The following is a 26,124-nucleotide window of genomic DNA, read 5'->3' on the forward strand; positions in this document are numbered from 1 at the left end:
ATCATTCCCCTAAATACACTTGTTTTACTTCTGGATGAGATTGCACTTGATCCATGGTTCCTTCAGCCAAGACATGTCCTTGATGGAGCACAGTTACGTGACTGGCAATAGAACGAACAAAATCCATATCATGCTCTACCACGACCACCGAGTGTTTACCCGCCAGCGAGTTCAATAGCTCCGAGGTGCGATCCATTTCTTGATGAGTCATGCCTGCTACAGGCTCATCCACCAGTAACAACTTGGGGTTTTGCATCAGCAACATGCCGATCTCTAACCATTGCTTTTGTCCATGAGACAAGTTACCAGCCGTCAACGTGGCATGATCTTGCAAATGAATCAGCGTCAAGACTGACTCTAACTTGTCCTTTTGCTCGCCAGACAGTTTGGCAACAAACGTCCCCCAAACCCCGCGAACGCCGGACATAGCCAACTCTAAGTTCTGCCAGACGGTTAGACATTCAATAACGGTCGGTTTTTGAAACTTTCTACCAACGCCTGCATTGGTAATTTCAGACTCGTTCATTTTTAACAAGTTAATATTAGAGCCCAACCAGACTTGCCCTGTGTCTGGCTTCGTTTTGCCCGTGATGATGTCCATCATGGTGGTTTTTCCCGCACCATTGGGACCAATGATGCAACGTAACTCCCCCTCTTTGATATATAGGTTGAGATCGTTGATGGCCTTAAACCCGTCAAAGCTTTTGTTGACCCCTTCCACGTACAGAAGGACGTTGTGACGAGTATCAATTAGGGGGTTATGATCCGGTTTTAAAAAAGAGAACACTTCGTCTCGACGAGTCAATTCTTGAACTGAGCTTTTCAGTTGTTGGGCTCGATGCAGCGTCGTCATACTGTGACCTCCTCTGCCTTAGTTTTCGGGTTAGATGCCTTTTTGCGGATTTGTTGAACTTTGTCGGAGAAAAAGCCAATCAAACCTTTAGGGAAATACATCGTTGAGAGGACAAACAACCCACCTAACGCAAACAACCACACTTCTGGAAACTCGACCGTAAACCAACTCTTTGCATAGTTGATCACCAATGCCCCTACAATGGCACCGAACAAGGTAGCGCGACCGCCAAGCGCAACCCAGACAACCACTTCAATGGAGTTGAGAGGTGCAAACTCACCAGGGTTAATGATGCCCACCTGTGGGACATATAAAGCGCCCGCAACACCTGCTATGACTGCCGATAACACAAAGATCCAAAGCTTGATACCATCAACGTCATAGCCCATAAATCGGGTTCGTGACTCAGTATCACGAATCGCCATCGAAACACGCCCTAATCGGCTACTAATGATGGTTCGACAGACCACATAACTCACCACCAAAGCGATGCCAGTAATCATAAATAGCGCAATTTTGGTGGCATCCTGCTGTAAGCTAAAGCCCAAGATGTCTTTAAAGTCAGTGAGACCATTGTTGCCACCAAACCCCATCTCGTTACGGAAAAAAGCCAGCATTAATGCGTAGGTCAAAGCCTGAGTCATTATGGATAAATACACGCCCGACACACGAGAGCGGAAAGCGAGATATCCAAATACGTAAGCCAAAGCACCGGGCACCAACACTACCATCAAACAAGCAAACCAGAATTGGTCAAAGCCCTGCCAAAACCAAGGGAGAGCTTGCCAGTCTAGAAACACCATAAAGTCCGGTAAAATAGGATTACCATAGACACCCCGATCACCAATTTGACGCATCAAGTACATGCCCATGGCATAACCACCTAAAGCAAAAAAAGCCCCGTGCCCAAGACTCAAAATCCCTAGATAACCCCAGACTAAATCCACAGCGAGTGCCAACATGGCGTAACTGAGATACTTGCCCATAAGTGAAATGGTGAAGGTTTCAACATGAAGTGGGTGACCTACTGGCAACAAGGTGTTCGCCAGTGGCACGACAACAACAGCAACTAGGAGAGCCAAAATGGTAAGCTGACCACCCCTATCTCCCCTTAATGCCGATAGAACAAAAGATTTAGATTGCATAGTGTCAGTTATCCTTAACCTTCAGCCGCTCGCCCGCGCTGTGGAAATAAACCACGTGGACGTTTTTGAATGAACAAAATGATGAATACCAATACCAAGATTTTGGCCAATACCGCCCCAGCCCAAGGTTCAAGGATCTTATTGAATAGGCCAAGGCTTAATCCCGCAACGAGCGTTCCCCACAAGTTACCAACGCCACCGAACACCACCACCATAAACGAGTCTATGATGTAGGCTTGTCCCATATTCGGGCCCACATTGGTGAGCTGGGATAACGCCACTCCTGCCACTCCTGCTACTCCAGACCCTAGCCCGAACGTCAAGGCATCTACTCTCTCGGAGCGAATGCCCATTGCTCTCGCCATAGCTCTATTTTGTGATACGGCCCGAACCTGCAAACCCAGTGGGGTTTTCTTAAGCACCATCACCAAGCCGATAAACACCATGATGCAGAACAAAATGATGTAAAGACGGTTATAGGTAAGTGACAACATTGGGTTGACTTGCAGCGCACCTGACATCCAATCAGGTGTGCTCACTGAGCGATTAAGTGGAGAGAAAATGGAGCGCACAGCTTGCTGCAGGATCAAACTGATCCCGAAAGTCGCTAGCAAGGTTTCTAGTGGTCGACCGTAAAGATGACGAATGACGCTTCGCTCAATGGCAATACCTACTAGTCCAGAGACAATAAACGCCATAGGGATAGAAAGAATCAGCGCTAGACCAATTTGGTTTGGCATTAACTGCTGCATGACATAGGTGGTGTAAGCACCGATCATAATCAGCTCACCATGGGCCATATTAATCACACCCATCACACCAAAGGTGATAGCTAACCCGATCCCTGCGAGTACCAAAACCGAGCCTAAGCTGAGCCCGAAAAATACCGTCTCAACCCCTGAGTAGAATTTTTGACTCTGTTGATAACGGTCTAATGCGCGCTCTGCTGCACTGCGCACGAGTTCGTCACTCTCCGTTTTCAGCACTTGATTAAGCGTTGATAACACTACCGATTGTTTGTAGTCAGATAGAACATCAATGGCGGCAATCCGCTGCTCAGTGGTGTTGCCTGTTAGAGCTTCATCAATGGACAGTGCGAGACGCAACAGGCTTGCAATCTCTTGTTCCGTTTCAATACTGGCTCTTTGTTTAAGACGGGAGATAACTGCATCGTCGGTTTGCCCCACTAATGCTGTTACTGCATTTAAACGAATCGTCGCATCGGCATGATCCAACCCGAGCGAGGCAATTTCTAAACGAATTAAGCTTCGTAGCTTGTTGTTCACCCGAACTTTTTTGAACTGGCGAGAAGACTCGACAGCGAGAGTAGTATCGCTCCATGCACTGACGACTTGAGCCGCATTGCGGATATCGCTTGATAGAAATAATTGTTGGTATTGGTCACTCGATTTGTCATTGAAATAATACAGATTGCCATGTAGCCAAGCGGTTAACACAGATTTAGCGACGTCGCTGGGTTCGTGGTCCACGAGCCAAGACATCGCCGCTTGTTTTTGAGGGGTGCTTTTTCCTATGAGCACTTTTGAGAAAGACTCTCGGTCACTTACGTTTGCCAACGCGACATTCGTACTCAAAATTAAGAACACGACCACTTTCAATAATTGAGTTATGTTTTTCATGAAATGCGTCCTTTGCGTTGCCCTCTCTTGAAATACATTGAGGACAAGATCTAAAAGGTGCTTTCACGAGAAACCGTGAAAGCACCATACCGTCTAGCAACTAGTTTGCGCTTCCTGAGCACTTACCAGTTTCGACGTTGAACGCACCACAAGAAAATGGTTTAGACCAACTAGAATAGAGCTTTGCAGATTCTGGCAAGAAGTTTGACCATGCATCACCAGCCACTAAGCCCGTAGTTTCCCAAACGATATCAAACTGCCCGTCGTCTTGAATCTCACCGATCAAAACAGGTTTGGTAATGTGGTGATTAGGTAGCATAGTCGAGTAGCCTCCAGACAGATTCGGCACCGAAACACCAATTAGCGCATCTTGAACTTGTTCTGCATCCGTCGTACCCGCATTGGTTACCGCTTGAGTCCACATATTGAAACCAATGTAGTGTGCTTCCATTGGGTCATTCGTCACTCGTTTGTCACTCGCGATAAACTTCTGCCAAGTTTCTACAAATTCTTCATTTGCCTGCGTGTCGACACTCATAAAGTAGTTCCAGGCTGCCAGATGCCCGACTAACGCCGACGTATCCATCCCAGATAGCTCTTCTTCACCCACTGAGAATGCGACTACGGGAATGTCCTCCGAAGAGACACCTTGCGCGCCTAACTCTTTATAAAAGGGGACATTCGCATCGCCATTAATCGTAGAAACCACCGCCGTTTTTTTACCCTCAGAGCCAAACTTCTTAATGTCTGAAACAATCGACTGCCAATCAGAATGACCAAATGGCGTGTAACTGATCATGATGTCTTTCTCACTGACGCCTTTGTCTTTTAAGTAAGCTTCTAAGATCTTATTCGTCGTGCGCGGATAAACATAGTCCGTCCCTGCCAACACCCAACGCTCGACGTCCAGTTCGGTCATCAGGTAGTCAACGGCAGGAACGGCTTGCTGGTTCGGCGCGGCACCAGTGTAGAACACATTCTTCGAAGACTCTTCGCCTTCGTACTGCACTGGATAAAATAAGATGCTGTTTAACTCTTCAAAAACGGGCAACATCGACTTACGAGAGACCGATGTCCACCCACCAAACACCACATCTACTTTTTCTTTTTCCACTAACTCGCGAGCTTTCTCCGCAAACAATGGCCAGTTGGAAGCAGGATCGACAACCACAGCTTCTAGCTGCTTCCCGAGTAAACCGCCCTTTTTATTTTGCTCTTCCACCAGCATTAAGATGGTATCTTTTAGCGTGGTTTCACTGATGGCCATGGTGCCAGATAAGGAGTGCAATACTCCGACTTTAATCGTTTCTTCCTCAGCCACTGCTATACCCGATACAAGCGCCATTGAAGCACTCACTGCAGCAAGTTTAAGTTTGAACGTCATGTTCATGTTGGATATCTCCTTATTATGAATAGTTATGTCTAACTTTCATATTTCAAGAAGAATGCCAGATATGATAAGGATAATTACACAACCTCAACCAACTGAATATTAGGGATTTTATCTCAACCAACTCCAGATTGAAGCTTAATACTCATTCTGGCGCGCTGCATATTGGTGCAATCACAGGTAGAATTTCACCAAGTTAGCGATATCTCTCGCAATATTTATCACCTGTCTTTGTTCTTTAGCCTCAAGCTAGAAAAAGCCTCCTTGGTTAACGCTTCCATATAAGAAAAATTGCGACTAACTCGACATCTCATCTAAGGTAACTGATTGCATACCATGTTGATTCTTATTAATTTAATAAGACAGACAGCAGGGAGAAAGCGATGCAACAACAAACCTTTAGCGAATTTATCAAACGTGTTTTGGTGCTCGGCGTGCCTATCGCTTTGCAAAGCTTACTGATGAGCAGCTTGGGGTTTGTTGATAGTTTAATGATCAGTCAATTAGGTACTCAGGAAGTTGCTGCTGCAGGTATTGGTGCGAGGATATTTTGGGTTTCTATCGTTTTCATCTGGGGATTGAGCTCCGGAATGGGGATTTTACTTGCGCAATATTGGGGCGCACAAGATGAGCATGGCCTAAAGAACAACCTTGCATTAGGCACTATTGTGACCCAAATATTTGCCTTTCTCTGCTTCTCTATCTGCTTTCTTACGCCGCAGTTACTCCCGCAACTGTTTAATCCAAGTCGCGAGGTACTTGCACTCTCCAGCCAATATGTACAACTGCTGGGCATCGCAACCCTGCTATCAGGATTAGCCATTGCCGCAGATACGGCACTGCGCTCCATTGGACAAACGCACATCAATCTTTATTTGTCCATCATGGAGATTGGCCTGAACGTTGCGTTGAACTACGTACTCATCTTCGGCCACTTTGGTGCCCCAGAACTTGGTTTACTTGGCGCAGGCATCGGCAGTGTGATCGCGCGTAGTGTTCGTCTTATTGCCGTCATTACTCTTATCTATTATCGATACCCAGCACTAGCACTCCGCCTTAAGCATATATCCAATGCTTTTAAACCGTCATTGGTTCGTAAGTTTTTCACGATTACTTACCCTATTGTTGTCGGAACTTTTATCTGGTGCGCGGGGATCTTTACCTTCCACTTGATTCTTGGCCGCATGGGCGAAACCGAACTGGCGACTATGGCTGTGATTACGCCGTTAGAGTCTATTGGGCTTTCTGTGGCTCATGGTTTGTCTAGCGCTGTGGGTATTATGATTGGCAACAGTTTGGGTGCGAATCAGTTTGGACTCAGCACCGTTTACGCACGCTGGGCATTCAAATCCGCCATTCTTCTGGGCGCTATACTCGGCGCACTATTACTGATAATGCAAACTGCCATATTGCAACTCTATGGAGCGCTATCGTTAGAAGTTATCGACTTGATGACACTAAGCTTCCCAGTTGTCGCGTTGAGTATCTTGATGCGCAGCATCAACATCACCTTGATTGTGGGGATTTTGCGTAGCGGCGGAGACAACAAATTCTGTATGAATATGGACTTTGTTTGTCAGTGGGTCTGGGCAGTTCCTCTCACCGCTTTGGGTGCGATGTTCTTTGACTGGTCGTTTCCGGTAGTATTGTTAATGATGACATCAGAAGAGATCGTCAAAGCTTTCCCCGCTACTTGGCGTGTTTTCAGCCATCGATGGGTCAACAATCTGACTGATAGCGAAGTACGACCCACCGCTTAACATGCGCTTTCAGGCAGCTAACCAATTTCAAAAGAAGTCACACCAAAGGTTCTACCAAGTGCAATATCAGGACTGCCCTTGGTATACATGCGCGCCGTCTCAAAACAGGCGGTCATTTGATGATTTGATGCCAACTCTAGCGCTGCTTTATTGGTTTCAGGGACATCTAAAAAAACCGGCTGATCTGGATTAACACTCGAAGTAAGTCCAGTATAGAGCATGTTTGCAATACTCATTGAGTCAGCAAATAACGGTCCTATTTTATACCCATCTTTGCACGGCCGAATAACCCCAATACCTTTAATATCAGAAGGTGTACCAGCATATAAAGCCACACTGTTTGGCTGAAACAGCCATGATTGATAGAACGCCTCTCGATGTGACGGGAAAAAAGGGAGCAAGTAATGCTGAGCTAAATCCAAACTTACACTATGCAAAGACTTGATAGTCTCTTGATTATATGGCGATGATGCGGTTAGGCTTTGATAGCGAATATTACGGTGTGACAAGACAAATCCAGAGCGCTTGTAGTTGTCCTGTTGGTCTACGACGCCATCCAAAGCAACATTGCAACCCTCTAAATAAGCCATTCCTTTACTCCAAATTTGTATTCCATACCCTTTCCCCCGATACTCTGGTTTGACGATATAAAACCCCAAGAAGCCAAAGTTGTGGTCATATTTGATCACAGAGATACACGCTATCGGTTCACCGTCTAAACTCCCTAGCAAGAAGCCGGACGGGTCAGCAAGGAAGTACTGCTGCGCATCATTGAGCCCTGGGTTCCAACCCTCTTCCACCGCCCAATCGACCGCTAACTGCACCTCTTCCAAATTCATTTGTCTAATATGAAATCCCTTCATATTTGCACCTTTCATTGCGTCTACTGTTATAAGTAACTTAGTGGGCAATACAAACTTCTACAACAAGCTCATTGGAAGCGACTAAAGGTCATGCTAGATTTTGTGAGTCATTACCAAAAAGAACGAAAGACATGAATACATTTCCTAACTGGCTTCAAGGTGAAGTCATCAAAGACAAGGTTACTAACCCTAATATTCAGGTTGGCGACTACTCCTATTACTCTGGCTTTTACCACGGCAAGAGCTTCGAAGATATTGCAGTTCGGTACCTACTGGGCGACAAACCCACGAGAGAATTTTGGGAAAGCGGTGCTTATACCGATATCGATAAACTGATCATCGGTAAGTTTTGCTCTTTTGCGTCAGGGGCAACGTTTATGCTCGCGGGCAACCAAGGGCATCGACTTGATTGGATTTCTACCTTCCCATTCTCACAAGAAACCTTCGGTGCAGATGTCAAAGATGGCTTTCAGAAAGCGGGCGATACCGTCATTGGCAACGATGTGTGGATTGGAAGTGAAGCGATGATTATGCCTGGTGTCAAAATCGGCGATGGCGCTGTCATTGGCGCTCGTTCGGTTATCACCAAAGACGTAGAGCCCTATGCCATTGTGGTTGGACATAATACGGTGATCAAAAAACGTTTCAGCGAAGATCAGATCAATAAATTGCTTGAGATGCAGTGGTGGAACTGGCCTCTAGATACACTAAAGCAAGTTATGTCCGTAATGTGTAGCCCTGATATTGATGCGTTGTATCAATACTATCAATCACATCCAGACTTAACGCATTCATGATAACTATTCAAGTAAGTTAACTTATTGTCGCTTCATGTAAAACCTACCAGCTGCTGACAGGCGGTTAACTCCACAATCGTGAATACATAGACAATGACCTGAGAACACACATCTCTTAGGTCATTCATGAACAGAAAATTCTCCCAAAAAGCGCAAATACTCATCTTATTCTTGAGCGTTTTGTCCTCCCCTACCTTTGCTGACCCTTGGCATAAACACTTCGACAAACCGTGGAAAAAGCACAAACATCATAAGAAAGAAGTTCACATTGTGCACCACTATGAGCCTCATAGATTACCGGACTCCGCCGTTATGCTTGCCATCGCAGGGGTGACCTATGCGTTGATTGATGGCCACTACTACAAAAAAGAGAAGCACAAATACATTATCGTAGAGAAGCCACCAAAGAGGCGTTATCGACTAGGACAAATGGTGAAAAAGCTCCCTGAAGGGGCGACAGCAGTAAATAAAAGAGGACAACAGTACTTTGTTTCGAGAGGAAATTGGTTTCTTGCGGTGAGCAATGGTAAGTACGTTGTGGTTGAGCCGTAGCTCGTAAAGAAGGGGGGCTTAGGCGATACTCACATGAACTGCTTTAGGGAGTATCGCTTACTTTTCAAATCCTTGAAAGGCTGGTTACATAACCCAAGTTAGGCTAAGTAACAAAACTACAGCTGAAGTCGCAAGGTACATCGTTAGGATAGTTGCGATCTCACCTAGAGTAGAAGTTGAAGATTTTGATGCTTTTTCTACTTCTGTAGTTTTCTCAGTGTCCAATGTTGATAGAAGTGCTGCGTTCATTTTCTCTACCTTATGTAATAACATTTCAAAAGACAGAGCGAATTTTACCCATTTCGTGACGAAGGTCAAATGTTTTAAGTAATTTAATTACAAATATTTTTATGGAATCTTGATTAGTTTATCTAATCCAATCTGGCCTAATCATCGTCACCTCTTTGGATGAGCAAACCTCAGTTAAAAGCGTCTGGTTAGACTCGAAATAAACTGACGCTTTTTACTTCCATTCTGTCCATACTCCATAGAGAGAGACCAATCTCGATTGAAGTTATAGTTGGCACCCACTAACCCCAGCCACTTATCAATATTCTCTTGCTCAACCTTATAATCAATAGACTCATTGGTGCCTGGGATTGGTTGTGACCCCGAAATGGTTAAACGGCTATCCAGATAGGTTGCCCCAGCATAAATGGCAATGGATTGAGTGCCTTTAAGTGGAATTTGCTTACCAACACGAGGGGAAATATTAAGAACAAACCCTTCAGCATCACTACGACGCATATCCGCATAAGAGGCCGAAATTGGCACCGTAAAGAAGTAGTCTTTCCATCCTGAAGCTAGGATAGTACCAACGGTATAGTTGGTACCACTCAAGTCAGCCACTACTGGTACCGTTAGTGAGCGCTCTTGGAGAATACAAACAGGTTTATTAATTATTCTTGAGCAATCCTCACCGATTTGATTGAGAAAGTCGTTCCCATCGATAGTAAATTGAATATCGGCTTCACCACTGATTTTACCAACTGTTGCGAAGACATTCATAAACGGGAATACCCAAGCATCTAACTTTAACTGTGGAGTTTGTGTATGGCTGGTATTGTTATCAAACGACACGAAGTCAATCGGTACTTTGTTAGAACCTCGAAAGCCTACTTCTAAATCATTAAGCTGCATTTGTTGGAATGTATCGGCATAAATCACACTGATACCAAATGGCTTTGGCAAGCTAAACCCTTTATCAATAACATTCTGAGCATAGAAAGGCAGCGCTCGGTCCCACTTCTTAGGTGGCGCATCACTGGCAGTAATAGGCTCTTTATTTGGTACTCGATTTTCTCCAAGCCCTGTCTCTGTTAGGTCGTAGTTAACCGAAACCGACACTACCTTCGCACTACCGACGGCACCACCACCGGAACTAGAAATAAGATAGATAGGTACGTCTTCATCTCTACCTGCTAAGCTCATACTGCTAAACTGGCCATCTTCACCTAAAAACCACTCAGCTCCGACTGAAGGTTCCCAAGATCCACTGCGATATTCCTTTAATGTTGAAGCATCGTTGAAGATAGCCAACGCTTGAGTAGTACCTAGTGAAAGACCAGCCCCCACTTCGTATCGGTTGACGTTGATATAGGTTACGGAGCCATCTCGTTGGTCATAGATTGCACCAACTCCAGTACCACCACCTAAAACAGGGATCTTTACATTAGACATAGAAACAGCAGCGTAACCATCAGCATAGGCAAGCCGCTCAGGTAAGTCAGGGTAACGTTCACTGAGCTGATTAATCAGTGTATCTGATGTAGCATTAATCTCTTCGCGGGCCGCTTGGCGCTCTTCTGGAGGAATGGAAGAACTGCAACCTGCCAGTGTCAATATACTCAATGCAACAATGTATGGATATTTGCTGTGCATAGCGGACCCCAAGTCAAAAGGAGGGCAGCCTACTTTATTGTGCGCTACGTCTCATCATAAGACACCGATTCAATCAATTGTTAGTAAATATTAATAGCTTTGATTCAATTCTGTAGCCGTTCAGCGGCTGAAACAAATCCTTCGCGTGCATTTTCTATAATGGGAAAGCCATGCGCTGGTAGCAAGGTATCATAGTTCAACATCGCCTTTTCCATTAGCTCAGTGGCCGTTGGTTTAGCCATTTTTAGCCATCCAGGACCAAAATTATTCGGAGAAATGAAACCCATTTGGGGCATCACCCACTTTGCAAACCAATTGAAATATTCATCAGGTCGCGACCAGTTCTGCATACTGTCACCAGATACCAAAATACCTTTATCCCGATGCAGCAGAATCAGGCCTTCCGTGGGGGTACTGGTGGAAAACTCATGATAGGACGCACCATTAATAGGAAGATCATCACCCGACTTTAGAATTCGATCAGCACGGTAGTATTCTGCACTTTCTTCCCTTGAAAATCCTCGTATATAAGGCGCGTCCACTGACCACAAGGTTGCTCCAAACGTTTCTTTATAAAATGGGTCATCAAAGCCATGAAAGGCAGCTAATCGAATGATGTGTTTGACGTCGCCCAACTCATCTAACTCAGCGATGCCTTCGTCACTCAGTCTCACCGAGTTTATTAAAATAAGGTCTCCACCTTGTTTAATCACAATCATATTTCGACTAAAGACGAGATTAAACGGTCCCCATTTAGGGTGTGGCGCTTTCATGGAAACAGACCCTGTGACCAAATAAATATTTTCCAATACTTGAGTCAATTCACCATGGGGTAATGCTTCGGGATAGTTCATTAGGTCACCTAAATGTACAAACTTGATTTGATTATAGACAACCACTGACAAATCACTACGTTACATGACATCAAGTCAATCAATAAATCTTTATAATTCTATAGCGAATCAGTATCAAATATAGAGTAATAACGACCAATCAATGGAACGAACTCTCATCAAGAAGTATTAGTAATACTGACGGCATTCAACGCTTCTCCGAGTCACTTCTTCACTGAACTGCTCGATTTTATATTCATTGTAAATTGCCCGAATTACCAATAGGGATCATTGGCAATTAAACGCGAATACTCTAATTATGAATATTGTACCAAGACCGTTATTTTCAGTGCGTATGCTAGCCCCTAAATACTGGGGAATCTGGTGCGCCTTTGGATTTCTCGCTTTCATCGTCAATGTCCTTCCCTACTCCTTTTTACGAGGACTAGGCACTGGAACGGGATTGTTGGCAATGAAAATACTCAAGAAACGTTCCCAAGTTGCCGCCCAAAATCTAGCACTTTGTTTTCCTCATTACACAACTCAACAACGCGATTTAATACTGAGAAACACGTTTAAACGCACTGGTATCGCACTGTTTGAAACGGGTATGGCTTGGTTTTGGCCTGAATGGCGACTACGCAGAATCTCTTCCGTTGTCGACAGGGAAGTCCTTTTAGATCAAGAGGCGGCGGGGCGAGGAACCTTGGTAGTGTGCAGTCATCACCTAAATCTAGAAATGACCGCTTCAATATTCGGTCAGTTTGCTCAAGGTTTTGGCGTTTATCGACCTCATTCAAACCTGGTTTACGAGTTCGTCCAACATAGAGGTCGCACCCGAAGTGGCCATCAAATGATTGACCGAACAGATGTAAGAACCATGCTTAGAGCGCTTAAAAAGGGATGCCGACTCTGGTATTTGCCAGACCATGATTATGGTCATCACAACTCAGTATTTGCACCGTTTTTTGCAGTGCAGCAAGCTGCTGTAACAGCAGGCCCCAGCGTCCTCATTGATGCCACAAACTGTGCCGTAATTTCAGGGGTTACTGTCGTACAAGATAACCATTATACGTTGCATATTGGCGAGGATTTGAGCGAGCAAATTCCAAGGCGTGACCCTGAAACTGCAGCCAAGGTACTAAACAAGGAACTAGAAGGAATGATTGAGCGCGATATTCCCGGTTGGATGTGGCTGCATAAACGGTTTAAGACGCGTCCAGAGGGCGCGAGCAGCCTGTACTCCTAACAATTGATTTATAAGAAAATAACACCTAACGGGAAAGGAGATTTGTAGTATGTTTCGAGCCCTACTCTTAATATGGAGCCTTGCTGTAACCTTACCAGTTATGTCGATGGAATATGAGACACTAAGTATCGACCAGCCAGCGATACACTATTCCGAATTGGCGTTTCCAAATAGCGATAACATCCAACCTAATCGCAGTGATTTCTCTATCAATAACTATGTTCTCATGAGTAGCGAGTCAGGAGAACGGTGGGCGGCTGTCACCGTAATCAATACTTCTTCAGCCAAACGTACTATCAATCAAACGCAGTTAGTTGCTATCTTGGCTAATGGCGAACGTATATTTGCTGAAGACTTCCATGAGTCAGTTGGTCCGAACAAAACCACTTCTCTCACCATTAACTTTGGTTGGAACAAATTTCCAATTTTATCGATCTATTCAAGACACTAAGCGTCAATTAGCCGCTTGGCTTTTCGGAAAATAAAAAACCAGTCAATACGACTGGTTTTTTTAACTTTGAACTCGTGCCCTACAGCAAAAATTAAGCGGAGAGTTTCTCGCGCTCTTTAATGATATTTTTTACCGGGTTCGCATAACTATCAATTAAGAACGGGTGAGCACCTTCTGGTAAAGCATCCAATTTATCTTGAAGCGTCGCGCGAGTCGTTCCAGTGATAAACTCATCTTCCAAACCTGCCGCCAACTTATTAATTGGAAACAGTGTGTAGTTTTCGTGAATCTGACGATCAATCTCTTCCGCAAGCGCTTCTGGCGTATCAAAATCTTGATCGATTACGTCACCAAATACAACGTGAACGCTGTCTTTACGGCCTACAATACCTTGAACGATACTCTCGATATCTTCAAATTCTCCTTTCTCGTAGTTACCATGCGTCGCTTTCTCGTAAAGCTCGTTAGCTTTCGCGATGTCACATGGATCGTTTTCATACGAAATCGAAACAGGAACAATCTTTAAAGAACGGATGTACTCAGCAAAAGGTATCTTTTGCTTACGCCCTTCTACGTGGAACATTTTAAGAATAGCTGGATCAGTAAAATCGTTACCGTCTTTTGCTCGACCTTCTTTTTGGGCGATCCAAATTGAATTGCCAGTGTCCAGTGAGTGCTTAATGTATGAAGACAAAGTGCCCAACGCCTTCATCATTTCACGAGGGCCTTTCAAGGAGCGCTTTACAATGAAGCTCTTGTTTAGACGCATTAGTTCTGTAGCGCAAGGCTTCTTCAACAGGTTGTCACCAATCGCGATACGAACTGTTCTATGGTTGCCTTCATGCAGACCATAATTGACTAGAGCCGGATCCATCGCAATATCTCTGTGATTGGAGACAAATAGGTACGACGTATTTTTGTCTAATTTGTCGAGACCTTTGTACACCACACCTTTCGTTGTCGTATCCAAGGTTTGCTCTAGGTATTTTTTTACCTCTAATTGAATAGCTTCAACGCTATCCAGTTTCGCCCACTTAAACTTCAAGTACACTTTTACCATTGGGCTCATTAGAGCTTTGAACCAAGGGGCATGATTTGAAAAGCGATGTTGCAAAATTGCATCTATAAACTCTGCATCATTAATCAAACGGTCAATCGCTGCAGGAATCTCTTCGTCGTTGTACGGACGAATATCAATATATGGGTCGTTTTGTGTTGTCATGTTTGTTACATCAAATTAAAAGCTGCACTATTCTACGCTTAGTGTCTAAAGACCGCAGCTAACTTAAGTTTATTTTTGTTAAGGTCAGACCACACTTTTGCATGATTGTTCAGCACAGCGCACATAAAAGTGCGATCTTAGGTTGGATTTGGGATTCACTCACGGTAATCTACGCGCAGTTTAACTACCAAAGACCATCATGAACCACGCCATAGACTTTCAATCCATCAGCTACGACTTGCTGACTATTACACCTCGTAAAAAGACACTACATAATCAGCTGTTCAGAGTTGAGAGTGGGAAGGTGTTGTTGAAGCTTGGAAAAAATGAATATGTCTTTAACGCCGGTGATACATTCTGGCTACCACTGGATTGTTTGATGAGTTTAACCATCTTGCCAACTAGTCACGTGAGTGTAGTGAAATTCTCTGTCAGACTAACGGATTCTTTTCCCAAGCAAGCTGGTCAGGTCAACGTAAGCACGCTTACTTCCGCGCTCTTGGATAGGCTTCTTATTGAAAGTTGTGTTGATATCACCAAGGACTTGCTTCAAGTCATTCGTCATGATGTGACGAAGCTTTCTCCAAAACTATCACAAACTCAAGAATGCTTAGCGGTAAGTCAATGGAAACCGAACAGTGAGACGATTTCTGGCGAACTCGCACTCGCATTGCTTGTAAGAGAAGCTCGAAAGCAAAGACTATCAGGGATCAAATTAGAGGCTATCTGTAACAATCTTTTCGCAGGAAATAGAGAGCAACTTCAATTACTGTCTCAAAGCTTATTGGGCAACACTGACCTCCGTTAATTGACCGCAGAGCACACCCTACCTATTTCTAACTTTTCCTACTACTTTTCTTGGCGTCTCTGGTTGAACGGCTATCATCAGAGACGATACATCTCAATAGCAGACAACTATTCAATACTATTGACTATTAAGGAAGTAATATAACAATCCTAAGTGATTGGCACTAGGCTTCATAAAGATCTTACTTCAAACATAGTAGTAAAGCTGATGTAGGACACCTCAATAGCGTTATTAGAATTAATCCATTGGTCTTCTGAGAAATATGTACTCGCTTTACGTAGACATGATTCAGGAAACCAAAGAGGTTAATGATGCAGACCATTAATATTGTATGGCTTAAGCGTGATTTACGCTTAACCGATCACCAGCCCTTGCAGCAAGCCTTGTTGTCTAAGTTCCCAACCGTACTTCTATATGTTTTTGAACCCATGCTGCTTGATAACCCTCATTACTCTGAACGACACTGGCGTTTCGTTTGGCAGTCCCTAACCGATATGAACGCTACGCTTGCCCCTCTCTCTCACAATGTCACTATCATGCACGGTGACGCCTTAGAGTGCTTTCGCTCTATAAGCAACCGTTTCTATATTAATGCAGTATTTTCTCATCAGGAGCTTGGCCTGAACTGTACTTTTGAACGAGATAAAAACATAGCCACTTGGTTTAAAAAACACAACATACCGTGGCACGAATACCAACTCGGTGCAGTAATACGAGGAGCTGCCAACAGAACTCACTGGGATAAACGTTGGAACAAAGTAATGAGAGAGCCTATTTTAGATATCCAACTCCATAACAAGGCACTTACCACTCTCGACACGGTTAGTCTTGATCATGCTTTTTCTCCACCACTAAACTGGCAATCAAAACTTAAGGGTATGCAGACTGGCGGTAGTTCGCTAGCTTGGGAGACGCTACATGATTTCTTCCAGCAACGCGGTCGTGAATACTATCGTTCCTTATCTAGCCCTACAGCGTCTCGGGTGGCGTGCTCACGCCTCTCTCCCTATCTTGCGTGGGGTAACATCTCGCTTCGACAAGTTTACCAAAGCCTATTACAGCATTGGCAAGTTACTGGTTTTCGTCGCAGTCTAGTCGCTCTGTCTTCTCGTTTACATTGGCACTGTCATTTTATGCAGAAATTCGAATCGGAGTGTAAGATGGAGTTTCGTTGCCTAAACAAAGCCTATGAGCCACTGCTGGAACACAACAGTAGTAGAGATCTAATACTGTTAGAGGCCTGGAAACAAGGTAAAACAGGCATACCGTTAGTCGATGCTAGTATGCGCTGCTTGCACCGGACAGGGTATCTCAACTTTCGAATGCGCGCCATGCTAGTCAGCTTTCTAACCCATCATCTAAATATAGACTGGCGTGCAGGCGTCACACACTTAGCGCAGCTTTTTCTAGACTTTGAGCCCGGTATTCACTATCCACAATTTCAAATGCAGGCCGGCATCACAGGGGTAAACACGATCCGTATCTACAACCCCACGAAACAAGCTCAAGAGCACGACTCTAAGGGTAAGTTTATTCTCAAGTGGCTACCTGAGTTGTCTAAGGTGCCTGTGCCGCTTTTGTTTGAGCCTTGGAAGATGACAGCGATGGAAGCCATTATGTACGATCTCGACTCTTCCGCCCTCTATCTCAACCCCATCATCGATTTGGAATCCAATGCAAAGACAGCAAGGGAGAGACTCTGGACATGGCGAAAAAGACTTGATGTCAAAGAAGAAGGTCAACGTATTCTGTCACGTCACGTTCGGTTATCTAGTCACAAAAAACGCGGTTGATCGACCAACCGACTTAACGCGTAAGATAGCTGTCTTATCAGCTTTGAAAGAGACATTTATTGGTACAGTTATCGTTGAAATTCTGTCTCTTTTTGCACGTAAAAATATAGAAGGGAATGGCAGAAAGCCTCCAATGCATTATGAAAAATATCATCTTTTCAAAGAACGATATCGATAACATGGAATCTAGGTATCGAACTCGTCTTATCAACTCGTTAGCTGGATACAAAAGCGCAAATTTAATCGGCACTTGCGACCAACAAGGCAATGAAAATCTGGCTATCGTAAGCTCTGTCATTCACCTCGGCTCCCAACCACCACTCTTTGGCTTTGTTGTTCGTCCAAGAAATAGTCGCAGGCATACCATGGAAAATATACTCGAAACCGGTCATTTCACGATCAATGCCGTTGCTGCCAGCTTCTTCCAGCAAGCACATCAAACATCCGCTAGATATCCAAAGCACATATCCGAGTTCGGTGCTGTAGGACTTACTCCCTATTACCACTCTTCTTTTCCTGCTCCATTCGTACTTGAAAGCAATTTAAAAATGGGTTTGGTTCTGAAGGAGCACATCCATATTAAAAGTAACAACACAGAAATGCTCATAGGCGAAGTAGTTTCTATACACATGTCAGAACAAGCCATTATGCCTGACGGTTACCTTGATTTAGAACGTATCGACTTAGTAACCATTTCTGGTTTGGATAGTTACCATGTCACACAACGACTTGATCGCTTGAGTTATGCCAAGCCTGACGAGAGTTTGGTTTCATTAAATCGGAGGGGAGACCCTTAGTTAGGATTACCGAGCAACTTATATTCCATGACTAAGCGTGGGAGCTGATAAACAGAGCACAGAACAGCGTTACTTCTCTAAAACTGGTTAAAACGGCACTTCCACCTGCATCATCATATCGCCTTGGTAGTCTTGATGCCAACGGTAGTCCAAGCGTAAACGTGGTTCTTTACCTTTTTCACCAAAGCCAACGCCGAAATGAAGCCCTTGTGCCATCAGCCATTCTTGCATCGACATTTCGTCTTTATGACGAGCGATTTCCTCAGGTACCCATAAACCAATACCAACAAAACTATTTTCTATGTTACCTGTTAGCACAGGTTCGGATTCTTGCGTAAGAAGCCATTGATCCCAATAAGAATCTTGTAGAGAGTTGATAGGAGGTTCGTCTTCTATTAAACCACCAAGCGTAATAACTTGGTTGCCAATATAGTTGAAGGGTTTAGAAATAAGCGAGCAAAACGACTCTTCCTCCGTCACTTTTAAAACAACAGATTTGTTCGTATTGCTCTCACAAAATGCGAATGCGAGAGGACTATTCACCACTACTACTAAAGCAATACAACTCCACCTTGCTTTCATTTTTATTTTTCGTCCTTGTTATAATCTTTATCAATATAGCTTATGTGCGACCAAATGTTGAGCGACGCTAAGCGTCGTTAAGTGATCTACATTCAAACCTTGTGACAAACTATATCGTATCGTCGTCGAGCGGATCTTCACTTTTTCAGGGCAAGCGAGAATGGACCACCGCTCAACAATATCTTGCGCTTTATAAAACTTGCTAAAGCTGAAGAAATTGTCGGGACCAACAACAAAAGTTAGTTCAGCTTCTGGGTATCTTTTTTCTAACGCCTCCAATACAGCAAAAGTTGTCACAGAGGTTCCTGGTTCGTAAAGAGACTCTTCAATGTTGGAACGTTCAACATTGGCTTGTCCAATGTCAGAGATAAACATGTCCACTAACTGACAACGTATGCTGTAATCGAGCATACTTTTCCCCCATGCATGAGAGATACTAGGAACTAATAGTACTTTGTCAAAATGATTCAGAGATTGAATAACACTCTTATGCCCAAAGCTAGGAGGATTAAAAGCGCTACCAAATATCGCTATTTTTGTCATATGTATCTCAATAAATCGTCTCTCTGCATAGATTGACCCTAACTGTAACTTTTTTTCAGCGATTTTCGTAGGTATCATACGAGAAAATATTTTTTGCTTGCAGGAAAAGGGATCCCACATGGAACAACTAATTCGAGACGAAATGCGCGTGCTTCCGTCTATTGACCCACGCTTTGAGATTGAACGCCGCGTTGCTTTTATCAAGTCAAAACTTCAGCAATCTGGCTGCAAATCTATCGTCCTGGGTATCAGTGGTGGTGTTGACTCAACAACTTGTGGTCGCCTTGCTCAACTTGCAGTGAATGAACTGAATGAAGAAAGTAATTCTAGCGACTATCAGTTTATCGCTGTTCGCCTACCTTATGGTGAACAAAAAGATGAAGACGAAGCACAACTAGCCTTGTCTTTCATTGAACCAACTCATTCTGTTTCTGTGAACATTAAAGCGGGCGTTGACGGTTTGCACGCCGCTTCACATATAGCTCTAGAAGGCACAGGTCTACTACCAGAAGACAGCGCAAAGGTCGACTTTGTAAAAGGTAACGTAAAAGCTCGTGCTCGCATGGTTGCTCAGTATGAAATCGCGGGATACGTGGGAGGGTTAGTGCTAGGTACGGACCACTCGGCAGAAAACATTACTGGTTTCTACACCAAATTTGGTGACGGTGCTTGTGACCTTGCCCCGTTATTTGGCCTGAGCAAACGCCAAGTTCGTGAAGTAGCAGATACCCTTGGCGCGCCAGAGCAACTCGTTAAGAAAACACCGACTGCAGATCTGGAAGAACTCGCACCTCAAAAAGCGGACGAAGATGCGCTCAACCTGACTTATGATCAGATTGACGATTTCCTAGAAGGTAAGCCTGTATCTCAAGAAGTCAGTGATCGCCTCGTTGCCATTTATAAAGCAACACAACATAAACGCGAGCCAATCCCAACGATCTACGACTAAGTTGATTTCCTTCATAGAGCCAGCAATTATTTGCTGGCTTTTTTTAACCCTGTGATTTACCTCTCTGAAATCAGATCTTGCCATCGCTCAACTTTTAATCAGCTTAAAGATGTGCCATTGTTATAACAGCACTAGTGATCACAAGTGCCGTTGGCACCCAGAGTCACTTGTGCGAATGCCCAAGCGAAAACTATTGTTCACCAATAAAAGGGGTTGCTATGTTAGGCGAAGATCACTCTCTTCTGAAGGAATTTCCAGAGCATCAAGACGTTATTCATGCCCTTGCGGCAAGCGATGAAGGCTTTGCAGCTGACACGAAAAACTACAACGCGCTGGATAAAGAAATTCGTGTGTTAGAACTGAACGGTTCTCCTATCGAAGATACCGAAATGCATCAACTGAAACACAATAGAGCGGTACTAAAAGATTCGTTGCATCAACGTATAGTGAGTGCTTCAAAGTAGGCAATAAATAGAAAGTCGGTGCCAGTTGGACACTGGCACCAAACAGCCTCGCAATTCCCTATTTAACTGACAATATCCACATCTGTCTGTGGTACTGCACAACAAGCTAAAACCTTTCCTTCTGCAATTTCACTGTCTTGAATCGCCGGTACATCAGGCTGATGAACTAAGCCCGACTCTACCGTAACCTTACACGCGCCACAAAACCCCGCGCGGCAACTGTGAGCAACTGCAAGACCGGCTTTTTCTGCTTGCTCTAGAATCGTTTGCTGATTGTCCCCCTCAAACACCGTACCATCTAAACTAATTTGTACGGTTTTGACCACTTGTTCCGTTGCAGTAGCGACCCCAAAAGCCTCTTGGTGGTAGTGATCTTCAGGTAGTCCTTTCTTCAACATCAAGTTCTTTGCTTTTTGCATAAAGCCGTCAGGTCCACAAACGAAGACTTGTCTCTCAGTAAGGTCGGCAATTTGTTTTAGATGGGACAAACTAAAACGTCCTTTTAATCCCTGCCAATCCTCTGATGGTTGCGTCAGTGCCAATATCACCGTGAGATTTTTATTTTGCTTCTCTAGGTTTTTCAACTCATTCGCAAATGGGATATCAGCGTAAGTCGAACATTGATGGTAGAACACCACATCTCGTATATCGTTTTGGTCGGTAAGGTCGCGCAGCATCGACATCATCGGAGTTACGCCACTTCCTGCAGATAATAATAACAGCGGCTCATGTTCAGAGTTGGCAATATGGAATGAACCGTTAGGCTTATCGGCAATCAAGGTGTCACCTACTTGAAAATGATCAAACAGCCAATTCGATACTTCTCCACCATCAACTCGTTTCACCGATATCGCTAAGCGCCCAGGACGACTTGGACTTGATGATAAGGTATACAAGCGCTTGACCGCTTTACCATCCATATTGAGTTCTATCGGTAAATGCTGGCCTGCTTTGTAGCTTGGCATTGCACCTTTCTGAGGTTCTAACCAAAAAGTTTCAAAATTCCTCGCGACATGCTCTCGCTCGACACAAACAAATTCTTGTTTATTCGCATCCAGATCCTCGTAGTGCTCTTTGTCTTTGTATTCCAGTACTTCGATAGCATCACCAGTGCGAATCATACCCTCATTCTTTGCCACAAGGTTTTGACCAAAGAACACGCCACCGCGTTCATTGGCACGGAAGCGTGAGAAGGTCGTTAGCGGTTCTTTGCTGGCTCTGAATTCCGCTTTTTCGACATCAACTGTTGTCAGAATGCAACGCTCACATGGCTTTACAGCTTCAAACTCTACATCACCGATCTTAATTCTCTTCCATGAGTCCTCGATAAATGGCTCGTCCGAGTCAACCACTAAGTTGGTTCTGAATTGCTCCATACTATGTACTTCACTGCTTCGCTTATTCAATTCCGCTAGTGAACCGGAGCTAATGATAAGTAAAGGATAGCCGTCTGCAAAGCTCACATTATGACCCAGTTTTTCTCTTACCCGGTTTGATTGCTCGCCAGTGAAAAGTAGCTCAACCCTTTGATTCAATACTTCACTGAACCAATCATCCGCTTCATCTGTTGTCGTGTAAGCAGAAAAACTGTCTGCCCATACTTTAGCGGTCGTATCCTGCATTTTAAATGTACTGTATTGCAGCTTTAAAGGAGGCAGTCCAGGGTAAGTGAAGATAATACCTGTCGGTAGAAGGCTGGATGACACTTTTACCATGTTAGGGTATTTGCGTGCGGTCACCATTGAACCATCGGCCAATGCCACCATAAAACGACGGTCAAAACAAAGCCCTTGTTTTTCAACCCATGAAGAGGAAAGAGAAATACCTCCAACTGACTTAACTGGATAGATATTGATTTGGGAAAGCAGAGTAGATTTTGCCACGACTGAGCCCTTTTTGTTGTTATGTCCATTTGCAGAGCACAATGTTAACGCCTTTTTGCACATTGTCCCAGAAACATAGTGAAATCTAAGTCGTTTTCCTCTATCATCCTGTCGCCTAAACGTAAGCGATTGCATTCACATTTTTCGCGGCCGTTTAGGCTCCGTTTCAAGAAGAATCTAACTTGGTGGGAGCCCAAATGACTACATTGACTATTACTCGTCCTGACGACTGGCACGTTCACCTTCGCGATGGCGAAGTACTAAAAGATACCGTTCGTGACATCAGTCGCTACAACGGCCGCGCATTGATCATGCCTAACACTATCCCACCTGTCACTGACACTGAAATGGCACTTGCGTATAAAGCGCGCATCATGGCCGAAAAACCATCTGAGCAGTTTGAGCCTCTTATGGCGCTGTACCTAACCGACAACACCTCTCAAGAAGAAATTCGTAAAGCCAAATCGGCAGGTGTGGTAGCAGCAAAACTGTACCCAGCAGGTGCAACAACGAACTCAGATTCTGGCGTGACTTCAGCAAAGAACATCTACTCTGTATTAGAGACAATGGAAGAAGTTGGAATGCTACTTTTGGTTCACGGTGAAGTGACTACTCACGATGTTGACATCTTCGACCGTGAAAAAGAGTTCCTCGATACGGTACTGGCTCCAATCGTTAACGACTTCCCTAACCTTAAGATTGTTCTTGAGCATATTACGACAGCCGATGCAGCTCAGTTTGTTAAAAATGCCAACGACAACGTAGCAGCAACAATTACCGCACACCACTTGATGTATAACCGCAACCATATGCTCGTTGGCGGTATCAAGCCACACTTCTACTGCCTACCAATTCTAAAACGCGGTACGCATCAACAAGCATTAGTAGAAGCGGCAACTAGCGGAAGTAAGAAGTTCTTCATAGGTACTGACTCTGCACCACACGCTAAAGGCAAAAAAGAAGCCGCTTGTGGCTGTGCTGGCTCATACACTGCTCACGCAGCAGTAGAGTTATACGCAGAAGTATTCGAGCAAGAAGGCAAGCTAGAGAATTTAGAGGCATTCGCAAGCCACAACGGCCCAGACTTCTATGGACTACCACGTAACACAGATACTATCACGCTAGAGAAATCTGAATGGAACGTGCCAGAAACCATGCCATTCGGTAATGACATTGTTGTACCTATCCGTGGCGGAGAAACGGTCAACTGGCAAGTGAAGTAATTTTTACTGATGTACTTATCGTCAAGGCTCCCATTCTCAATGGGAGCCTTTTTTATTGATTAGGGAACGTTACTGAATCGGCAGCGACGTCATCCCAAAATGAATCGCAACTGGCAAAATTAAAGCTTGAATGAACAAGATAAAACTAATATTGCGGCTTTTTACTCGCACCAAAATTGGCGACAGTGCAAACAGCAGCAAACAGATTGCCGTTAGGGTGGAGTTATCCAAATAGAGCCACAACACTAAATATCCACTTAACAAAGCGAGCGCTATGTTGGAGAATGCAAGCTTGCGAGCTAAGGCGAGAATAAACATCACGCCAATAATTAAAAAGAGTGTCGTCATTTATTTTTGCAAATGATAATTATTACCATTTAATTCTAACGCTCTAGAACAAACTGTGCAACCTATTGATTTAAATCTATGACTAAAACTATTGCTATCGCCACTCCCTGTAAAGCCGCCTGTAAAAACGAAGGTGGCATTTGTTCTGGTTGCTTTCGTACCATGGACGAATTGTCTGCATGGCGTTTAATGGAAGAAGAAGAACGCGATGACAAAATGGAGCAGTTAGCAGGTTCTGCAACTACACACGTTTGCCCCAAATGTGGAGAAGCCGCCTATTGTGACATCTCTGCGGGCCACGATACCTGTTGGTGTTTTGAACTGGACAAGCGCGATACGTCTTCCATCGAAAAATCCGATCTGTGTTTGTGCCGAAAATGCCTCTCAACCCTACCTATTGAATAAACCCCCAAACGGGGTACTCAACTTCGCACCGTTGATGTTGCATTATTGTTAATTCCAAAATAGAGTAAATGCACAAACTTAATAAGGGATAACAATATGGAATCGTTACTTAAGGACTACTCTGTCGTTACAGAGATCCCTGTCGCTTGGGGCGAAATGGATGCACTTAATCACGTCAATAACGCAGTGTATTTTCGATACTTTGAAACCGCGCGACTCGACTACTTCAGTCACATTAATCTAATGGAAGACATGGCAGTCACGAATATAGGCCCAGTACTTGGGGAAAACTATTGCCGCTATAAACTGCCTGTCACCTACCCCGATACATTACTTGTCGGCTCTCGAATTACTGAGGTACAAGAAGACCGCTTTAAGATGGAATATCAAGTGGTCAGCAAGAAGCTTGGCAAAGTCACCACGACGGGGACAGCGACGATCGTCATGTTTGATTTCACCACCAATCAAAAAGCCCTGATTTCTGACAAACTCATGTCAGCGATTGAACAAGCAAACCGTGATTAAACGCGATCAAACGAGCCGTTTGGACCGCTAGCTCAGTGGTCCGAAAATGATTTGTCACAATCTTCACACCATGCTCGTTGCACGTTAAACCTTGCAAAGCTATTCTTGCAGCACAAACAATATCGAGAATGGAAACCATGAAAAACCAGTTTCACTACCCTATCGGTACCCCAGGACAGAAATGGACTGAGGAAAACGTTATCCAATGGCGCGAATCGACTACTGTTAAGCGTCTGTACAGCGAAGATGTACTCCCAAAGATCGCAGCGCTAAAAGATACCTTCAATATTGAGCAATATGGTGCGCTTTCGTATGATGTTGATCGATTCCCACTGTTCGTATTAAAAACCAAATCTTGGGATTCGCAGAAGCCAACGGTTCTTGTTACTGGTGGTGTTCATGGTTATGAGACTTCTGGCGTCCACGGTGCGCTTCAGTTCGCCAAAGAAAACGCCTCTCACTACGAGTCTCTGTTCAACATTGTTATCGCACCATGTGTCAGTCCTTGGGGTTATGAAACGATCAATCGTTGGAACCCGAATGCTGTCGACCCTAATCGCTCTTTCTATACAGATTCACCAGCAGAAGAGTCTGCGAACCTCATGGCGATGGTTGCATCATTAGATACCACTGTTTGGGCACATATCGATTTACATGAAACAACGGATACAGATGAAAGCGAGTTTCGACCAGCACTAGCGGCACGCGATGGTCTCGACTACATCGAGGACAATGTTCCTGACGGTTTCTATCTTGTCGGCAATACCGAGAATCCCGCAGATGAATTTCAAGCGAGGATTATCCAACATGTAGAAAAAGTGACTCATATTGCCCCGCCAGACCAAAATGGCAATATTATTGGCTCTAAAGTCGTTCAGCATGGCGTCATCAATTATCCACTGAAGAAGCTCAGCCTTTGCACCGGCATGACGGATTGTGAGTACTCAACCACAACTGAAGTTTATCCAGACAGTCCAAAAGTCACCTCACAAGAGTGCAACGATGCTCAAGTGGCGTCTGTCATTGGGGCTTTGGAATATTTAAAGGCGCGTATGTCGTAATCTTCACTCGTGACTTTATACTCTATGACCCAAGCCATGGCTTGGGTTTTCTATATTTGCACCAATAACCACCAAATTTACAAAACCATTGTTAAAAAGCCGCCAAA

General features: G+C 44.3%; 27 protein-coding genes. 14 read left to right on the plus strand and 13 right to left on the minus strand.

What is annotated here, in order from left to right:
* Window position 1: 1 nt before the first annotated feature.
* From urtD to urtA, 4 genes are all read right to left on the minus strand, one after another.
* Entirely contained in the window at window positions 2-853 is an 852-nt protein-coding gene (gene urtD / locus MMA19_RS04450; protein ID WP_240205596.1) for an urea ABC transporter ATP-binding protein UrtD, read from the minus strand.
* The gene (urtC, locus tag MMA19_RS04455) at window positions 850-1,998 is read right to left on the minus strand and encodes an urea ABC transporter permease subunit UrtC (protein ID WP_239941517.1); all 1,149 of its coding nucleotides are present in this window, start codon (window positions 1,996-1,998) and stop codon (window positions 850-852) included. Before urtC ends, urtD begins: the two co-directional genes overlap by 4 nt.
* Window positions 1,999-2,012: 14 nt before the next feature.
* The gene (gene urtB / locus MMA19_RS04460) at window positions 2,013-3,638 is read right to left on the minus strand and encodes an urea ABC transporter permease subunit UrtB (protein WP_006074653.1); all 1,626 of its coding nucleotides are present in this window, start codon (window positions 3,636-3,638) and stop codon (window positions 2,013-2,015) included.
* 100 nt (window positions 3,639-3,738) lie between these two features.
* Window positions 3,739-5,028 carry an urea ABC transporter substrate-binding protein gene (gene urtA / locus MMA19_RS04465; RefSeq protein ID WP_088878837.1) on the minus strand — a complete coding sequence of 430 codons (1,290 nt, stop codon included), beginning with the start codon at window positions 5,026-5,028 and terminating at the stop codon, window positions 3,739-3,741.
* 383 nt (window positions 5,029-5,411) lie between these two features.
* Here urtA and MMA19_RS04470 point away from each other — a divergent pair, with 383 nt between their 5' ends.
* Window positions 5,412-6,788: an MATE family efflux transporter gene (locus tag MMA19_RS04470; protein ID WP_240205597.1), complete on the plus strand. Its 1,377-nt coding sequence runs from the start codon at window positions 5,412-5,414 to the stop codon at window positions 6,786-6,788.
* Window positions 6,789-6,805: 17 nt separating this feature from the next.
* Here the strand turns inward: MMA19_RS04470 and MMA19_RS04475 are convergent, their stop codons facing one another.
* Window positions 6,806-7,651, minus strand: coding sequence for a GNAT family N-acetyltransferase (locus MMA19_RS04475; protein WP_240205598.1), 846 nt, complete (start codon window positions 7,649-7,651; stop codon window positions 6,806-6,808).
* Between the two features lie 131 nt (window positions 7,652-7,782).
* Here MMA19_RS04475 and MMA19_RS04480 point away from each other — a divergent pair, with 131 nt between their 5' ends.
* Window positions 7,783-8,448, plus strand: a complete 666-nt coding sequence (locus MMA19_RS04480; RefSeq protein WP_006074648.1) for a CatB-related O-acetyltransferase — start codon at window positions 7,783-7,785, stop codon at window positions 8,446-8,448.
* A 126-nt stretch (window positions 8,449-8,574) separates the two neighbouring features.
* The gene (locus MMA19_RS04485; protein ID WP_239920560.1) at window positions 8,575-9,000 is read left to right on the plus strand and encodes a DUF6515 family protein; all 426 of its coding nucleotides are present in this window, start codon (window positions 8,575-8,577) and stop codon (window positions 8,998-9,000) included.
* An 84-nt stretch (window positions 9,001-9,084) separates the two neighbouring features.
* On the opposite strand, the gene MMA19_RS04490 is transcribed toward MMA19_RS04485, so the two are convergent.
* The 3 genes from MMA19_RS04490 to MMA19_RS04500 all read right to left on the minus strand — a co-directional run bounded on the left by MMA19_RS04490 (window position 9,085) and on the right by MMA19_RS04500 (window position 11,735).
* Complete coding sequence (locus MMA19_RS04490; protein WP_156020246.1) at window positions 9,085-9,249, minus strand: hypothetical protein; 165 nt, start codon at window positions 9,247-9,249, stop codon at window positions 9,085-9,087.
* Window positions 9,250-9,423: 174 nt separating this feature from the next.
* The gene (locus MMA19_RS04495; RefSeq protein WP_240205599.1) at window positions 9,424-10,881 is read right to left on the minus strand and encodes a hypothetical protein; all 1,458 of its coding nucleotides are present in this window, start codon (window positions 10,879-10,881) and stop codon (window positions 9,424-9,426) included.
* Between the two features lie 104 nt (window positions 10,882-10,985).
* Complete coding sequence (locus MMA19_RS04500) at window positions 10,986-11,735, minus strand: hypothetical protein (RefSeq protein WP_240205600.1); 750 nt, start codon at window positions 11,733-11,735, stop codon at window positions 10,986-10,988.
* A 298-nt stretch (window positions 11,736-12,033) separates the two neighbouring features.
* On the opposite strand from MMA19_RS04500, the gene lpxL reads away from it, so the two are divergent.
* Window positions 12,034-12,963 carry an LpxL/LpxP family Kdo(2)-lipid IV(A) lauroyl/palmitoleoyl acyltransferase gene (lpxL, locus tag MMA19_RS04505; protein WP_240205601.1) on the plus strand — a complete coding sequence of 310 codons (930 nt, stop codon included), beginning with the start codon at window positions 12,034-12,036 and terminating at the stop codon, window positions 12,961-12,963.
* Window positions 12,964-13,012: 49 nt separating this feature from the next.
* On the plus strand, window positions 13,013-13,414 hold the full coding sequence (locus MMA19_RS04510) for a hypothetical protein (protein WP_240205602.1): 402 nt from the start codon (window positions 13,013-13,015) through the stop codon (window positions 13,412-13,414).
* A 91-nt stretch (window positions 13,415-13,505) separates the two neighbouring features.
* Here MMA19_RS04510 and MMA19_RS04515 read toward each other — a convergent pair whose 3' ends face one another.
* The gene (locus MMA19_RS04515) at window positions 13,506-14,636 is read right to left on the minus strand and encodes a 1-acyl-sn-glycerol-3-phosphate acyltransferase (RefSeq protein WP_006070949.1); all 1,131 of its coding nucleotides are present in this window, start codon (window positions 14,634-14,636) and stop codon (window positions 13,506-13,508) included.
* A 199-nt stretch (window positions 14,637-14,835) separates the two neighbouring features.
* On the opposite strand from MMA19_RS04515, the gene MMA19_RS04520 reads away from it, so the two are divergent.
* From MMA19_RS04520 to MMA19_RS04530, 3 genes are all read left to right on the plus strand, one after another.
* The gene (locus tag MMA19_RS04520) at window positions 14,836-15,444 is read left to right on the plus strand and encodes an AraC family transcriptional regulator (protein WP_240205603.1); all 609 of its coding nucleotides are present in this window, start codon (window positions 14,836-14,838) and stop codon (window positions 15,442-15,444) included.
* Between the two features lie 311 nt (window positions 15,445-15,755).
* Window positions 15,756-17,237 (plus strand): deoxyribodipyrimidine photo-lyase, encoded by a 1,482-nt coding sequence (locus MMA19_RS04525; protein WP_240205841.1) that lies wholly within the window; start codon window positions 15,756-15,758, stop codon window positions 17,235-17,237.
* Window positions 17,238-17,377: 140 nt separating this feature from the next.
* Window positions 17,378-18,034: a flavin reductase gene (locus tag MMA19_RS04530; RefSeq protein WP_038227778.1), complete on the plus strand. Its 657-nt coding sequence runs from the start codon at window positions 17,378-17,380 to the stop codon at window positions 18,032-18,034.
* A gap of 87 nt (window positions 18,035-18,121) precedes the next feature.
* Here MMA19_RS04530 and MMA19_RS04535 read toward each other — a convergent pair whose 3' ends face one another.
* Both MMA19_RS04535 and MMA19_RS04540 read right to left on the minus strand, forming a co-directional pair.
* The gene (locus tag MMA19_RS04535) at window positions 18,122-18,616 is read right to left on the minus strand and encodes a hypothetical protein (RefSeq protein WP_240205604.1); all 495 of its coding nucleotides are present in this window, start codon (window positions 18,614-18,616) and stop codon (window positions 18,122-18,124) included.
* 30 nt (window positions 18,617-18,646) lie between these two features.
* Complete coding sequence (locus MMA19_RS04540) at window positions 18,647-19,159, minus strand: nicotinate-nicotinamide nucleotide adenylyltransferase (RefSeq protein ID WP_038222203.1); 513 nt, start codon at window positions 19,157-19,159, stop codon at window positions 18,647-18,649.
* Between the two features lie 118 nt (window positions 19,160-19,277).
* Between MMA19_RS04540 and nadE the strand changes: the two genes are divergently transcribed.
* Both nadE and MMA19_RS04550 read left to right on the plus strand, forming a co-directional pair.
* On the plus strand, window positions 19,278-20,108 hold the full coding sequence (nadE, locus tag MMA19_RS04545) for an ammonia-dependent NAD(+) synthetase (RefSeq protein WP_006070921.1): 831 nt from the start codon (window positions 19,278-19,280) through the stop codon (window positions 20,106-20,108).
* Between the two features lie 218 nt (window positions 20,109-20,326).
* Complete coding sequence (locus MMA19_RS04550; RefSeq protein ID WP_006070919.1) at window positions 20,327-20,572, plus strand: YdcH family protein; 246 nt, start codon at window positions 20,327-20,329, stop codon at window positions 20,570-20,572.
* A 62-nt stretch (window positions 20,573-20,634) separates the two neighbouring features.
* Here the strand turns inward: MMA19_RS04550 and MMA19_RS04555 are convergent, their stop codons facing one another.
* Complete coding sequence (locus MMA19_RS04555) at window positions 20,635-22,455, minus strand: hybrid-cluster NAD(P)-dependent oxidoreductase (RefSeq protein ID WP_240205605.1); 1,821 nt, start codon at window positions 22,453-22,455, stop codon at window positions 20,635-20,637.
* A gap of 197 nt (window positions 22,456-22,652) precedes the next feature.
* On the opposite strand from MMA19_RS04555, the gene pyrC reads away from it, so the two are divergent.
* Window positions 22,653-23,678: a dihydroorotase gene (gene pyrC / locus MMA19_RS04560; protein ID WP_006070917.1), complete on the plus strand. Its 1,026-nt coding sequence runs from the start codon at window positions 22,653-22,655 to the stop codon at window positions 23,676-23,678.
* Between the two features lie 69 nt (window positions 23,679-23,747).
* Here pyrC and MMA19_RS04565 read toward each other — a convergent pair whose 3' ends face one another.
* Window positions 23,748-24,026, minus strand: a complete 279-nt coding sequence (locus MMA19_RS04565; protein WP_006070915.1) for a hypothetical protein — start codon at window positions 24,024-24,026, stop codon at window positions 23,748-23,750.
* A 96-nt stretch (window positions 24,027-24,122) separates the two neighbouring features.
* Here MMA19_RS04565 and MMA19_RS04570 point away from each other — a divergent pair, with 96 nt between their 5' ends.
* The 3 genes from MMA19_RS04570 (at window position 24,123) to MMA19_RS04580 (ending at window position 26,017) form a co-directional block, all read left to right on the plus strand.
* Window positions 24,123-24,431 carry a DUF1289 domain-containing protein gene (locus tag MMA19_RS04570; RefSeq protein ID WP_031495200.1) on the plus strand — a complete coding sequence of 103 codons (309 nt, stop codon included), beginning with the start codon at window positions 24,123-24,125 and terminating at the stop codon, window positions 24,429-24,431.
* A 96-nt stretch (window positions 24,432-24,527) separates the two neighbouring features.
* Window positions 24,528-24,956 carry a thioesterase family protein gene (locus tag MMA19_RS04575; RefSeq protein ID WP_240205606.1) on the plus strand — a complete coding sequence of 143 codons (429 nt, stop codon included), beginning with the start codon at window positions 24,528-24,530 and terminating at the stop codon, window positions 24,954-24,956.
* Between the two features lie 137 nt (window positions 24,957-25,093).
* Window positions 25,094-26,017, plus strand: coding sequence for a M14 family metallocarboxypeptidase (locus MMA19_RS04580; protein WP_240205607.1), 924 nt, complete (start codon window positions 25,094-25,096; stop codon window positions 26,015-26,017).
* Window positions 26,018-26,124 lie beyond the last annotated feature (107 nt).

Origin of the sequence: Vibrio sp. CyArs1, assembly GCF_022432925.1 — a bacterium.
GTDB classification, from domain to species: domain Bacteria; phylum Pseudomonadota; class Gammaproteobacteria; order Enterobacterales; family Vibrionaceae; genus Vibrio; species Vibrio mediterranei.